The sequence below is a fragment of the Colwellia sp. MB3u-8 genome, from assembly GCF_014076985.1.
Lineage (GTDB): Bacteria > Pseudomonadota > Gammaproteobacteria > Enterobacterales > Alteromonadaceae > Cognaticolwellia.
In genome coordinates, this window is the sequence record NZ_JACGVA010000063.1 from 138,628 (window position 1) to 152,705 (window position 14,078).

The following is a 14,078-nucleotide window of genomic DNA, read 5'->3' on the forward strand; positions in this document are numbered from 1 at the left end:
CTATAGCACTTGCTGGCAAAAAGCATTGATAACCTATAAATAACCCGCTTTAGCGCAATGTTCTTAGCTACCTTGCTTTGTGCGTAATCGCCAGGATGTTCCAACGGCTACCTTAAGGTTCTAGCCAGCATGATACTGCGCTGATATTATTTCAATACCGGCACTTTTTTCTCGTTTTTTTTCTCGTTACTGCCTTTAGTCACCAACATATAAAATACCGGTGTAAATAATAAGCCAAACACCGTGACACCAATCATGCCCGAAAATACTGCGTTACCCATGGCGTGACGCATTTCTGCACCAGCACCCGTGGCTAACACTAATGGCACAACACCAGCAGTAAAGGCAATTGAGGTCATTAAAATTGGACGTAAACGCATACGACAAGCTTCAAGTATTGCTTCTAAATGTGATAAGCCTGACTCGTGTCTATCTTTAGCAAATTCCACCATCAATATCGCATTTTTCGAGGCCAAGGCCACCAGCACAATTAATGCTATTTGGGTGAATATATTGTTATCGGCACCGACAAACCAGACCCCAAGTAAGGCAGAAAATATGGTCATAGGTACAATTAATATAATCGCCAATGGTAAACGCAAGCTCTCGTATTGAGCGGCAAGCACCATAAATACTAATAAAACAACTAATGGGAAGATATAAACCATCGTATTACCGGCAAGTACTTGCTGATAGGTCACATCGGTCCATTCATATTCAATACCGGCTGGCAAATTGTCAGCAAGCACTTTTTCAATGGCCGCTTGTGCTTGGTCTGAGCTATAACCTGGCGCGGGGCTACCATTAAGCTCGGCACTTGGATAGCCGTTGTAATGCATGACACGGTCTGGACCAATAGTCGGTGTTACGGTTAATACTGAGCCTAATGGCACCATGTTACCGGCACGATTACGTACTTTTAGGTTCAATATTTGCTCTGGGTCTAAACGAAAATCTGCATCGGCTTGAGCATTGACTTGATAAGTACGACCAAACAAGTTGAAGTCGTTTACATACACTGAGCCTAAGTAAATTTGCAGGGCGTCAAAGACTTCATTCAATGGAATACCTTGAATAAGCGCTTGTTCACGGTCAATATCAATATCCATTTGTGGTACTTGAATACGAAAACTTGAGTAAAGGCCCATTAATGCAGGGTCTTGTTGCGCTTTACGAATAACCGTTTGTAGACTGTTAAATAATGCTTCAAAGCCTTTATTCGCTCGGTCTTCAATTTGCAGTTTAAAACCACCTGTTGTGCCTAAACCTTGAATTGGCGGTGGCGGGAATACCGCCACAAATGCCTCATCAATGGCAGCAAAACGTTGATTCAATTGCGCCGCTATTGCCATAGCCGATTGGCTTGGGTCGGTACGTTTATCGAAGCTATCAAGCGGCGTAAATACAATGCCGCTGTTCGGACTGTTGGTAAAACCGTTTACTGATAAGCCCGGAAAGGCTACGGTATGTGCAACGCCTGGTACGTCTAAGGCAATGCTTTGCATTTGCGTCAGCACATCTTCAGTACGATCAAGACTGGCAGCATCAGGTAGTTGTGCAATGGCGACTAAATACTGTTTATCTTGTTGTGGAATAAAGCCACCTGGTACGGTATCAAATAACTTAATGGTTCCGCCCACTAAGGCGAAGTAAGCCACCATAACAACAACCGTCATTCGGATAAGCTTCTGTACTAATTTTTCGTAACCTTTAGCACCACGGTTAAACACCCGGTTGAAAGGTTTAAATAACCAACGACCGAATAAGGCATTTAATAAGCGAGTGAATGCATCTGGTTTTGCATCATGTGGCTTTAATAATAGTGCCGCTAATGCTGGCGATAATGTCAGTGAGTTAAAAGCTGAAATTATGGTGGAAATAGTAATCGTCAGGGCAAATTGCTTATAAAATTGACCAGATAAACCGGTAATAAAAGCGGTTGGAATAAATACTGCACTTAATACCAAGGCAATCGCAATAATAGGACCCGTTACTTCACTCATGGCAACACGGGTTGCTTCAAGCGGTGATAAACCTTTTTCGATGTTACGCTCAACGTTTTCAACGACCACAATGGCGTCATCTACCACAATCCCGATAGCGAGTACTAAACCAAATAAAGACAAGGTGTTAATTGATACGCCTAACCATTGCATTACCGCAAAGGTACCAATTAATGAAATAGGTACGGCAATTAATGGAATAATAGAGGCACGCCATGTTTGTAAAAATACAATCACCACGATAACAACTAAGGCAATCGCTTCTAATAAGGTGGTAATAACTGCGTCAATAGAGCCGCGAACAAATACCGTTGGGTCATAAACAATGTCGTATTCAACACCAGTAGGGAAGTCTTTTGATAAGCGCGCCATGGTTTCACGTACTTGATCAGAAAGCTCAATGGCATTTGAACCAGGGCGTTGGAAAATAGGCATTGCTAGTGCAGGTTGGTTATCAAGCTCAGCTCGAAGCGAGTATGAGTCTTGACCTAATTCAACGCGAGCAATATCAGACAAACGTGTTAACTGGCCTTGATCACCCACTTTAACAATGACTTGTTCAAATTCTTCAATACTATTTAAGCGACCCTTAACGTTCAACAGTATTTGAAATTGACTGTCATTAGAAATGGGTTGGGCGCCTAAGCTACCAGCAGCGACTTGTTGGTTTTGAACACGTAATGCTGTTACCACATCAGTGGCTGTTAATTCACGAGCGGCAAGCGCATCTGGGTTAAGCCATACGCGCATTGCGTATTTACCGCCACCAAATAAGCGAATGTCACCAACGCCAGATAAACGGGCAATTTCATCTTTAATGTGTAAATCAGCATAGTTAGATAAATAGGCAGTATCGTGGCTTTTTTCAGGTGAATATAAATGCACCACCATGGTTAAATTAGGTGATGATTTTTCTGCAACCACACCAAGGCGTTGTACTTCCTCTGGTAAACGCGGCAAGGCGCTGTTTACTCGGTTTTGTACTTGGACTTGTGCACGGTCTAAATCAGTACCTAATGCAAAAGTCACCGTTAGTGTCATGCGGCCATCGCTAGTACCTTGTGAAAACATATAAAGCATGTTTTCAGTACCATTAATTTCTTGTTCAAGCGGTGTTGCTACTGTTTGGGCGATTACCGTTGGGTTTGCACCTGGGTAACTAGCCGTTACAACGACCGTTGGTGGAACAACTTCTGGGTATTCACTGATCGGCAGTTGGAATAATGAAATACCACCAGCGAGTAAAATAATGAGTGACAATACGCCCGCGAAAATGGGTCGTTGAATAAAAAAGTGAGAAAAATTCATGATAAGCTCTTAGTATTTAGCGACAAGGCTAACATCGTCAGTTGCAGACAAGGTAAATGCGATATCTGTAGTATCAATAGTTACCGTTGTCGGGTTAACTGGCATACCAGGACCTACACGAGCAGGGCCGTTAACAGCAATAACATCGCCTTTATTTAAACCAGATGTAATAGCACGGAGTTTTCCGTAACGTTCACCCACTTCAACTAGCTTGTATACCAGCACGTTGTTCTCATCAACAGTCAGTACAAAGCGATTTTTCAGATCTGTACCTATAGCGCGTTCAGGAATAATAATCTGTTTGGTAATGGCATTAGCCGCTAACTTGATACGGGCAAAAGAGCCAGAACGTAACTGTTCGCTATCTTCAAAAATAGCACGTACACGTAAAGTACCTGTTGAAGCGTTAATACGGTTATCAATAAAGTTAATGTAGCCGTTATGTGCGAAGTCTTGTTGTCCTAATTTTTGCATAACTACTTGTTGTTTACTTGCAGCCGTCACATCAGAAAATGAGTTATTCCACGTGCGTTCATCAATATCGAAATAAGCATACATTTCATGATTTGAAACAATTGATGTTAAAACACTTTGACCAGCTAAAACATTGTTACCACGGGTAATATTAGCGCGTGAAATTACACCATTAATAGGTGAGCGAATGGCGGTAAATGCTAAATCAAGTTCTGCGGAAGTGAGTTGTGCCTGTAATGCCGCTAATTGCGCTTGGCGTTGGTGTAAAATCGAGGTACGAGATTCAGCTTGCTCTTCAGAGATAGCTTTTTGCGCTGTTAAGCGTATTGCACGTTTGGCTTCACTTTTCGCTTGACCTAATGCAGCCTTTGCACTGAGAACTTGTGCCTCCAAACTAGCAACAACGGCAGCAAAAGGGCGATCGTCAAGTTGAAATAATAAGTCGCCTTCTTTGACATCATCGCCTTCTTTAAAAGCGATGTGGTTAATAACACCTGAAACGCGTGGCATTAAAGCGACTTCTTGGGGCGATTCTAAACGGCTAGTATAAATATGCCAATTTTGTACAGGTTTAACTAATACCTCTGCAACATCAATAGCTTGCAAAGGTTGTGCTACTATTTTTTGCTCTGGCTCTTCTGCACAGCCGGTTATTGCTAAGCTGAGGGTGAGGATAGCGGCAATAAAAATATTTTTACTCATCATGATTCTCGTTTTACTCAAAATAATACTTTAGGATAATAGCGTGCATGATACGTAACTAATGTGTGGACAAAAAGTATAGATTTTTAAATACATTAGTGCCAAAATTGCACCAATGGGTGTGGTACGGAATAAATAATGGATACAACAAGCCGGTTATTAATGTTGTTAGATGTGGTCGAACTTGGCTCATTTACCAGCGCAGCGCAAAACAGGAACATTGACCGCTCGGTTATTTCAAAACAAATTAGCCGACTTGAAGATGATTTGGGTGTCAGGCTATTAAATAGAACAACCCGGTCTTTTTCACTGACTGCTGCGGGTGCTGAAATGATAAAAAAATCTCGGGAGCTGCGTGAGTTACTTGGACAAACGGTTAGGTTGGCGGAAAATTATCATCAAGAACCACGAGGAGTATTAAAAATTACCTCGCCAACCATCATAGCTAAGCGATACTTACAACCTGTGATCAATGATTTTCAAAAACGTTTTCCGCAAGTTGAAGTTGAACTACGTTTAGATGATCGTGTGATGGATATTGTTGCAGAAGGTTTTGACTTGGCTTTTCGTATTGGCGAACCTAAAGACTCGACCTTGATTGCCCGAAAAATGGCCCGTAATCGCATGATTATTTTGGCGTCACCCGAATTTATCGAGACCTATGGCATGCCCAAAACTATCGATGAACTCGCACTATTGCCGGCGGCAAGCTATACCAGTAATTCGCTAAGAGTAACGAGTATTAGCACCATTGATCAACATGGCGAGCGGCATGAAAAAACTATAAAAAGTATCTTTCGAGCGAATGATGCCGAGGTATTGTTATTAAAAGCGCTTTCTGGCTCTGCATTTGTGGTAGTGCCGGCGTTGACCCTTGGCAATGAAGTTGCTGATGGACAGTTAGTCCCGCTGCTGACAGATATAAAATTGTCAGATTATAGCGCCATGTATGCGATATATCCTCATCGAGATCTGCCAGTAAGAACGCGACTATTCTTTGATGCGGTTCGAGAATATATTGGTAAAACCACACCTATTTGGGAAAGTAACATTCCAAATTTTGAGCATTTATATCAAGGGTAATTGAAAATAATTTATATAAATAAAAAAGTTAATTGTGTAGCTCAATCATTACTGGGCGTGTGGCATATCAACTAACCCTATAGTGATAAAGGCGGGTCGACGCTAATCACCTGCACGGGAATCGTCATAACTTGATAGGCATGAAGAATTAACTCGTGTGTTTCTGGTCGGATGATGACCACTCTATAAGCATGGATCGCTTTAGGCGGCAATGCATAGTTTTTCTTGGCGAAAGTTGAGGTATCATCAACCTCATGTTGTTTTCGCCTGTGGTTGATAATTGAGACTTTTCAACCTGACGAAGTGCTTCAAGTGCTCCTGAAAACCTTCTAGCATTTGGAGTATAGATAGCAAAAAAAACTCCTGTTTCCTTAAAAAGTATTGAAATTAATCTTGTTCATAACCAGGTGTTGTGAACAAGATCTGCTGTTGGATTAAAGCAATATCAATAGTGCTAGCAAGGAAAATCAGCAATCAGAGTTTCAAATATCACCTGTTTGAGTTGTTTATGAGCTAATTGATTAATATCCATAGATTTAGCAATCGATGAAGCAATCTCTCTTCTGTCATACTCACGTGGAATACAAAATTGGTACGCCTCTTCATTACTCAACATGGAAGATGTTGTTAACACGCGTGTTCGATAAGCGCGCTTTAAAAAATTACTTTGTTCAGGAGCTGTACGCTCAATCATTGCCTTGGGCTTTACCACACCATCATCGTTGAGTAATGACGAGTCAATAAAGCCATCTATATATAGCTTACAGGCATTTATTTCACTTTTGTCCTCACCTTGTTGGTAAGCCTTACAAGAGCTGATAATGTCAGACTTAAAGTCAGCCTTTACTGCTGTAGACATAGCTAATAGCCCAATTGCAGCCATATTAAGTATTAAAAGTTTTAAATTTTTCATTTTTTTGTCCTTTAGTTACGGTTAATTTGTTTGAAGATCTACTTATTAACCAAGCACCAGCAACGGCTGATATTAATGAACCAACTAACACGCCAACTTTTACTTGGGTTTGATAAGCCAAACCCTGCTCTTCAAAGGCGAGTGAGCCAATAAATAAACTCATAGTAAAGCCTACGCCACAAAGTAAACATACGCCGTATAATTGTGTCCAAGTGGCGTCTTTGGGCAAGCGACATAGTTTTAGTTTCACGGCAATAACACAAGCCGCGAATATACCTAATTGTTTACCAATGAATAATCCACCAATAATACCTATGGATATTGGTGTGAAAAGTTCATTAACTGAAACCCCTGTTAAGCCCACACCCGCATTGGCAAAGGCAAAAAGTGGTAACACAAAAAACGCTATCCATGGATGTAAGCCATGTTCAATTTGATATGACATAGACTTTGACTTTTCACGGGCGATAGGAATAAACCAAGCTACGGCAAAACCGGCTAAAGTCGCATGTACACCTGATTTTAATACCGCAGCCCAAACGATAATTGACAGTAATATATAAGGCGCTTTGTTCTCTAATTTAAGTCGATTAAAAATAAAGAGTGTCACTAAACCTACACCCGCGATAATAAGCGAGTTGGTGGCTAGCTCTTGTGAGTAAAATATGGCGATAATAATAATTGCACCAATATCGTCAATAATAGCAACAGATAATAGAAACAGCTTTAAACTAGGGGGTAAGTATTTGCCAAATAAAATAAAAATGCCTAAGGCAAAAGCGATATCTGTTGCTGAAGGAATCGCCCAACCATTCATAGCAACCGCATCTTGATAATTAAAAGCCACATAAATTAATGCTGGGCAAATAATACCGGCAATAGCGGCCAAAAAGGGTAATACCACCTGATCAGGACGTGACAACTGACCGTAAAATAATTCACGCTTAATCTCTAAACCAACAACAAAGAAAAATAACGCCATTAAACCATCGTTGACCCACAAGACTAAAGGTTTACTGATAGCAAAAGCCCCTAAAGTAATGCTAACGGGAAACTCAAGGAAGTCATTGTAACTCTGACTAAAAAAACTGTTGGCCATTATCAATGCCAGTACTGCGGCTAAGACTAAAATAATGCCAGAACTCGCATCAGTTTGGATAAACTGTTTCCAACGTTGAACAATAATGTTTTCTGCCATAAAATCTCCTTTGATCTAGCTCATACCCATGTCACTAATTTTCTGCTCATTTCACTTGGTTAAAACAAGCCATTTCTGCGTTATTTATTTAATAATTTTCACTGCATGTATTCAGCTTATTAGACCATGCAGGATCTTACTGTCCTGAATAACGCGTTACTAAAATATATGCCTTGTATTTGGTCATTTTTCCTAGGTATATTTTCCCTAGGTATAAAGTAGACCCGCAAAATAATGAAACCTGTATGACCTATTTATAGCTAATAATTCAAAGTAATAAAAGTCGACTATAGCTGTGTTTTTATCAACAAAAAGTTGCTAAGGTTTAGTGCTAGAAGGCTAAACAGTGACAGGGAAATTAAAGAGGTTATATGGCAAAGCTTAATTATCATCACTTACAGTATTTTCATGCAATAGCAACACATGGCAGTATTGCTCAGGCGGCAAAGGTTATGCATATCACACCACAAACGCTGAGCGCTCAACTCAATTTATTAGAAGAACAATTAGGCTATAGCTTATTTGAACGTAAAGGTAAGCGTTTGGTCCTTAATGACATGGGGCGTATTTCTTTTCGTTATACCCAGGAGATATTTAGTTTAGGCGATGAACTGCTGCATTCATTAAAAAATCATTCAACTGACTTTTCTTTTCGTTTTTCCATTGGCGTCACCGATGTTATCGCGAAAGTTTTTTCATTTAATTTATTGAAATCTATCTATGCCATAGACAATTCTATCAAGCTGGTGTGTAAAGAAACTAGCTTAGATGTTTTACTTGGAGAGCTTGCGATGAATAAATTGGACGCGGTATTAAGTGATACTCCACTGCCTACAGGCTCACCATTAAAAGCCTATAGTCACTTAATAGGTAAATGTGGCTTAAGTTTTTTTGCTGACAAAAAATTAGCGCAATCATTAAAAGGCGACTTTCCCATGTCACTTGATGGTATGCCTTTTTTTACCGCTGGCGAAGGCTCAAACCAGCATTTAAACGTCTTGTCTTGGTTTAATGAATTAGATATTTCTCCCAAGGTCATTGGCGAGTTTGATGATTCAGTATTAGCTAAATATTTTGGCCAGGCGGGATACGGTATTTTTTGTGCGCCCACTATGATTGAAAATCATGTTGTTGAGCAGTTTGATGTTAAAATTATTGGTAGAACTAATGATATTATCGAGCATTACTACTTAATATCCCCTGAACGGAAAGTAAAACATCCAGGGGTGCAACATTTATTAACCGAAGGTAAAAAATTATTCAAAAAGCCTATGTCGTAAAAGCTTATGTTGTAAATATTTAGTTAATAAAAGTTAAGTTATAAAGGTTAAACGATATGGTTAAGCGATGACGAGCGATAATAGATTATTAAAGGTAATCGCCAAAAAATCATCACCATTAGAAGCATAATTTAATGAATGCCATGTGCTTTTACTTCTTATTGACTGAAATTAATAAAAAGGACTTTTTTTAGTATTTCACTATAGCGATTCCGCTAATAAGGGTTTGAGCTTGGTTGTTTATTGTGCAAATATGACAGGGTAAGAATAGTTTACGTATGATAAAAATAATAGAACTAAAAAGGAGTTTGTTTTGAATTATTCAATTAAAAATATAATAAAGCCTATTTCAATCATAGGATTATTTTCAATATTATCAGCATGTGGGGGTGGTGACTACACCTATATTGGTACGCCAGAACCTGAAACACCAGAGCCGATTACGCCGCCAGTTGTCGTTGCACCTGTACCTTCATTTGATGGCGATGGCGTATTATCAGCAAATATTCGTTGGACAGATTATGGTGTACCGCACATTACCGCCGACAACTTAGAAAGTATGTCGTATGGCGTGGGTTATGCATTCGCTAAAGATAATATCTGTATGCTTGCCGATCAAATCCTAAAATATAACTCACAACGCGCAAAGTATTACGGCCCTGATATCGTGCCTAGTTCAGGTGACTCAGCGCATTTAATTAATGACTTTGGTTTTTTAACCTTAGGAATTAGAGCGCATGCAGCACAAAATATAAAGTCACTTTCAAGCAATAGCCAAGCTTTATTGTCAGGCTATGCACAAGGTTATAATAAATACTTAGCCGATACGGGTGTTGCTAATATTGATGGCTCATGTGCCAACATGCCTTGGGTAAAGCCGATTAGTGATATTGATATGCTGACTTACACACTCGGTATTGCTTTGTTACCAGGAGCCGCAAACTTTCTTGGCCCGATGTTTTTAGCCGCTCCTCCAGGAGAAAGTTTCGCACCTTACCCACAAAGTGCTGATGTTAATCAGTATAAAGTTAATTCAAATCCGGTTGTTACACTTCCTAAAAAGAACCCAAGTGATTTGGGGTCAAACGGTTGGGGCTTAGGTAAAGATAAAACTGAAAACGGTAAAGGCATGGTGTTAGCGAATCCACACTTTCCACATACGGGAAATTTACGCTTTTGGCAATTCCATATTACTATTCCTGAGCATTTGAATGTTATGGGGAGTTCGCTTACCGGCATGCCAGGGGTAGTAAACATTGGTTTTAATGAAAATGTGGCTTGGACCCATACTTTTTCATCAGCTGAGCACTTTGTGGTTTATCAGTTGACATTGAATCCAAACGATCCGGCACAAATGTCGCAAGTGATTGACGGAGCAAACCGTTTAATCACAGGTAAAGAAATCGCCATTGATGTGGCTGTGGGGCCAGGCCAAACGATTAAACTCGCAAAAATGACTTACTCAACCCATCATGGCCCTATGGTTGTTGTACCAGGAAATTTTGCATGGGGTCCTGGTGGCAGTGCCTTTGCAATAAAAGATGCTAACTTGGGTAATGTCGATATTATCGACCACTGGTTAGCGATGAATTTAGCGGGTAATATCGCTGAATTTAAACAAGCCTTTGTTGATTATGATGGGGTGATTTTTAACAATACTATGTCAGCAGATAGTGACGGCCATGTTTTCTATATTGATGACTCAACGGTGCCCAATTTAACCGCTACCGCAATTAATGAAATGACCACAAATCCATTGCTTGTTGGTGCTAAGCAAGCTGCGGGCTTTACTATTTTACCGGGATTTTTATCCGCATTTGATTTTGACCGCGCTGTACCCTATGAAAATGCACCCCAGTACTCTGGCACCGACTCTGTACAAAATTCAAATGATAGCTATTGGCTTACCAATATTAATGCGCCTATAACAGGTGTTTCACCTTTATATGGTGCGGTAGATAATCAGCAGTCTCTACGTTCTCGCTTGGCACAGAAGTTATTGGTAGATAGTGCCGGTAGTGATGGTTTATTTAATCCGGCAGAGGTCGAGCAAGCCTTATTAAGTAATCGCAGCTATTTGGCTGAAAATATTCTGACTGAGCTATTAAGCATTTGCCAAGCACAAGGCAGTACCGTGGTTAGCCTTGAAACACAGGACGTTGATATCAGTGACGGTTGTGCGGCCTTAGCGCTTTGGGATGGTACTTTTAATAAAAATAGTAGTGCGGCACATTTATTTCGAGAGTTTGCCTTTTTATTTGATAAAAAACCGCAGTGGCAAGAAAGTTTTTCTGCAGATAATGTGCTGACCACCCCTAGTGGCTTAATGAATAATGCCACAACACTGGAACAGTTTGCCCAAGCTCAGCTTAATGTTGAATCAGCGGGGCTAGCACTAGATGCCACATTAGGTTCAGTGCAGTTTGTTGAGCGCAGTTTAGCTGACGGCAGTGCCTCAGGTATCAAAATTCCTTGGGCAGGCTCTCACAATATAGAAGGAGGCTTTAATGTCTTTGATACACGCACAGGTAATGACGGTTCATTGTTACCTCGCCATGTTTACCCGGCACAAAATAGCGATTCTATGCTAAGTGCTGAAGGTGGTGGTTATCATATTAATTATGGTAGCAGCTGGATGACAGTAGTGAACTTTACTGATGATGGCCCAGTTGCTAGAGGTTTGTTGAGTTATTCTCAATCTCATGAATATGGCAGCGACCACAGCATAGACCAAACCTTGCTCTATTCACAACAACCGCAACTTAGACCTTTGCGCTTTACCCAAGCGGATATTGAAGCTAATACAGTCTCTGAAATGACGATTAGTTCTGCTCCAGAGTAAACAATTAGCACGTTGTAAAAAAAAAGCCAGCAGTAACCTTAAAGGTTATGCTGGCTGTTTATTAGCGCTAATAGCATCAGTGAGCAAAGTTAGCTGGTGATTGAAGCAAGCTCTAAGGTCACTTGATCTAAGCCTAAATCTGATATCCTACGATTAATTTCAGATTGTTTGCTACTAATTAACGATATACCTTCAACAATCATATCGTAGGCTTTCCACTCTTGCGACTTGGTGTCTTTGCGCATTTGAAAGGTAATATTTATATCTGGCTTGCCGGTGTCGATAATTTTGACATCAACAGAAGCTGATTTCACATTCGCCCTGAGTTGACTTTCTGGTTCAAATAACACTTTCTGATTACTATATTGCGTTAAAGCGTTGGCATAAGTGCGCACCAAATAAGCGCGCATGGCAGTAATAAATTTTACTCTTTGCTCTGACGTTGTTTGTCGTAAATGTTTACCTAAAATTTTAAACGCAGCATATTGATAATCAATAGATGGCATTAATTCTTCTTCAACAATATCTCGCATCAGATCTGGAAATTTTTTCAAAGCATCTTGATTGTTGGCAATTTTAGTAAATAGGTTATTACCTGTTACAGCGATGACTTGATAAGGAGAAACTGATGGCGTAGCTTCAGCTGCCATACTGTTTTGGACAAAACTAGTGAATAACACCAACAGCATTAAGAGCTTTTTCATGATGAGCCTTGTAAGGTATAGTTAATTTTAATTGCAGCTATTATACATACCGACCGTGCGGTATGTAAATGCTTTTTAGGCTTAAGATAGAAGATAAAGTGTTAAGAAATGTTAACTCAGTGAGGCGTTAATTTAGCCTTAACGTTTTAATTGGCCCATGTATCGGCAAAGCTCTTTGATGACTTTGTCAAACAGCTCTTTGTTTAATGAGCTTTTACTTAAACTTGAAGAGCCGTGAAAGGTTGAGACAATAAAGTAAGCGACCTGGCTAAAATCAAGGCCTGGTTGTAACTGGCTGCTAACCCGCGATAGGTTAGTGGCAATTAATAAGTTTAACTGTTGTTGCATCGCCAGTATGCGAATACGAAAGCCTTCATCCACGCCTGACATTTCCTGACAGAGGTTGTTTAAAGGGCATCCACAGACTAGTTCATCACAACTCATCTCTTTAGACATTGAACTAAAAAAATCAGATAAGCCTTGAATGGGATCTTCAGCCTCTACGGGCGGTTGCCAAAGCGCAATAAAAGCGGGGGCATAAACTTCCTCAAATACCGCATAGCCAAGTTCCATTTTATTGGCAAAATGATGATATAACGCCCCTTTAGATATTTCACAGCGTGCTAAAATACAGGACAAGCTAGTAGCGTTGAAACCCTTTCGATGAATTTCATCAGCGCTAACTTCTAATATTTTTTGCCGAGTTTGCTCTGGGTCTCTCATGGGCTTACCTTAAAATATCTTACAACATAATAGCCTTAGTTTAACCGACCGACAGGTCGGTTGCAAAGATAAAGTATGAAAACCATGTATTGTAATGTGTGATCATTCTAATATAGAACTAGAACGTTTTTAATGAAGCTGGATCGGTTTTTGAGATAAGTATAGAGTTAAAACTCATACCTGATGCTTAATGTACGGACATTGGCTTTATTATTATCAAAATCAGATGTCAAAGTATAAATTCCCTCAAAACTTTATGAGCTGCACAAAAATATTGTGGGATGATGGAGATCACTTATCAATTTTTGGTGAAGCAGTGATTGGTAAACGCTTCCCCGATAGATTTTTACGTTATTAAAAGGAAAGGTGTCGGAGTATAGGTAACTTTCCACGTCTTTTGGATGTAGACTATACTTGATGGGTGTGCAAGTAAGTGATATCTGACAAGTGTGCAACTAATTGCTGGGTTTGCTCAGTATTTAAATGTCTGGCAGAGCCACCACCCGCAGGCTTGAGCTTTAGGTTTTAGGCGTAATGACAGGTATGCCGTGTAATACTGGCTTCACTTTTACGTAGTGCTTGTGCAATTTTCCCCTTCACTACGTAACAACACCGCTTTAATACGGTTACCTGACGTTTATCACGTGCTTTCGTATGCGGTGCTTCTAGCGCCGATTTTTACTCGGGTGTGAGGGAAATATCAATCATGTATACGTCTAATCCTCAAATCAGACTAAATCAAGCACCTTCATTGCTCACGGGTATAGTACCCATCAATGAGCCATTAAATATCAGTCTGAACAAGTTATTAAAGTATTTAGTCGTGATAGCAAGCTAAACCTCTTTAG

General features: G+C 40.0%; 9 protein-coding genes. 3 read left to right on the forward strand and 6 right to left on the reverse strand.

What is annotated here, in order from left to right; all coding sequences use genetic code 11:
• Positions 1-146: 146 nt before the first annotated feature.
• Together H4J54_RS10230 and H4J54_RS10235 are read right to left on the reverse strand one after the other, a co-directional pair.
• A complete protein-coding gene (locus H4J54_RS10230) occupies positions 147-3,311 on the reverse strand; it encodes an efflux RND transporter permease subunit (protein ID WP_182190773.1) in 3,165 nt (1,054 codons plus the stop codon).
• A 9-nt stretch (positions 3,312-3,320) separates the two neighbouring features.
• Entirely contained in the window at positions 3,321-4,487 is a 1,167-nt protein-coding gene (locus H4J54_RS10235) for an efflux RND transporter periplasmic adaptor subunit (RefSeq protein ID WP_182190812.1), read from the reverse strand.
• Positions 4,488-4,625: 138 nt separating this feature from the next.
• Here H4J54_RS10235 and H4J54_RS10240 point away from each other — a divergent pair, with 138 nt between their 5' ends.
• The gene (locus H4J54_RS10240) at positions 4,626-5,570 is read left to right on the forward strand and encodes a LysR family transcriptional regulator (RefSeq protein WP_182190774.1); all 945 of its coding nucleotides are present in this window, start codon (positions 4,626-4,628) and stop codon (positions 5,568-5,570) included.
• A gap of 454 nt (positions 5,571-6,024) precedes the next feature.
• Here H4J54_RS10240 and H4J54_RS10245 read toward each other — a convergent pair whose 3' ends face one another.
• On the reverse strand, positions 6,025-6,483 hold the full coding sequence (locus H4J54_RS10245; RefSeq protein WP_182190775.1) for a Rap1a/Tai family immunity protein: 459 nt from the start codon (positions 6,481-6,483) through the stop codon (positions 6,025-6,027).
• Positions 6,455-7,681 (reverse strand): Na+/H+ antiporter NhaA, encoded by a 1,227-nt coding sequence (nhaA, locus tag H4J54_RS10250; protein ID WP_182190776.1) that lies wholly within the window; start codon positions 7,679-7,681, stop codon positions 6,455-6,457. Before nhaA ends, H4J54_RS10245 begins: the two co-directional genes overlap by 29 nt.
• Before the next feature lie 371 nt (positions 7,682-8,052).
• Here nhaA and nhaR point away from each other — a divergent pair, with 371 nt between their 5' ends.
• Complete coding sequence (nhaR, locus tag H4J54_RS10255; RefSeq protein ID WP_182190777.1) at positions 8,053-8,961, forward strand: transcriptional activator NhaR; 909 nt, start codon at positions 8,053-8,055, stop codon at positions 8,959-8,961.
• 313 nt (positions 8,962-9,274) lie between these two features.
• A complete protein-coding gene (locus H4J54_RS10260) occupies positions 9,275-11,803 on the forward strand; it encodes an acylase (RefSeq protein ID WP_182190778.1) in 2,529 nt (842 codons plus the stop codon).
• 89 nt (positions 11,804-11,892) lie between these two features.
• Here H4J54_RS10260 and H4J54_RS10265 read toward each other — a convergent pair whose 3' ends face one another.
• Both H4J54_RS10265 and H4J54_RS10270 read right to left on the reverse strand, forming a co-directional pair.
• Positions 11,893-12,507, reverse strand: coding sequence for a phospholipid-binding protein MlaC (locus H4J54_RS10265; RefSeq protein ID WP_182190779.1), 615 nt, complete (start codon positions 12,505-12,507; stop codon positions 11,893-11,895).
• A gap of 138 nt (positions 12,508-12,645) precedes the next feature.
• The gene (locus tag H4J54_RS10270) at positions 12,646-13,230 is read right to left on the reverse strand and encodes a TetR/AcrR family transcriptional regulator (RefSeq protein WP_182184450.1); all 585 of its coding nucleotides are present in this window, start codon (positions 13,228-13,230) and stop codon (positions 12,646-12,648) included.
• Positions 13,231-14,078: the final 848 nt, after the last annotated feature.

Coding starts and splice junctions, on each gene's coding strand:
- H4J54_RS10230 (WP_182190773.1), bottom strand. CDS start 3,311: ATGAATTTTTCTCACTTTTTTATTCAACGACCCATTTTCGCGGGCGTA.
- H4J54_RS10235 (WP_182190812.1), bottom strand. CDS start 4,487: ATGAGTAAAAATATTTTTATTGCCGCTATCCTCACCCTCAGCTTAGCA.
- H4J54_RS10240 (WP_182190774.1), top strand. CDS start 4,626: ATGGATACAACAAGCCGGTTATTAATGTTGTTAGATGTGGTCGAACTT.
- H4J54_RS10245 (WP_182190775.1), bottom strand. CDS start 6,483: ATGAAAAATTTAAAACTTTTAATACTTAATATGGCTGCAATTGGGCTA.
- nhaA (WP_182190776.1), bottom strand. CDS start 7,681: ATGGCAGAAAACATTATTGTTCAACGTTGGAAACAGTTTATCCAAACT.
- nhaR (WP_182190777.1), top strand. CDS start 8,053: ATGGCAAAGCTTAATTATCATCACTTACAGTATTTTCATGCAATAGCA.
- H4J54_RS10265 (WP_182190779.1), bottom strand. CDS start 12,507: ATGAAAAAGCTCTTAATGCTGTTGGTGTTATTCACTAGTTTTGTCCAA.
- H4J54_RS10270 (WP_182184450.1), bottom strand. CDS start 13,230: ATGAGAGACCCAGAGCAAACTCGGCAAAAAATATTAGAAGTTAGCGCT.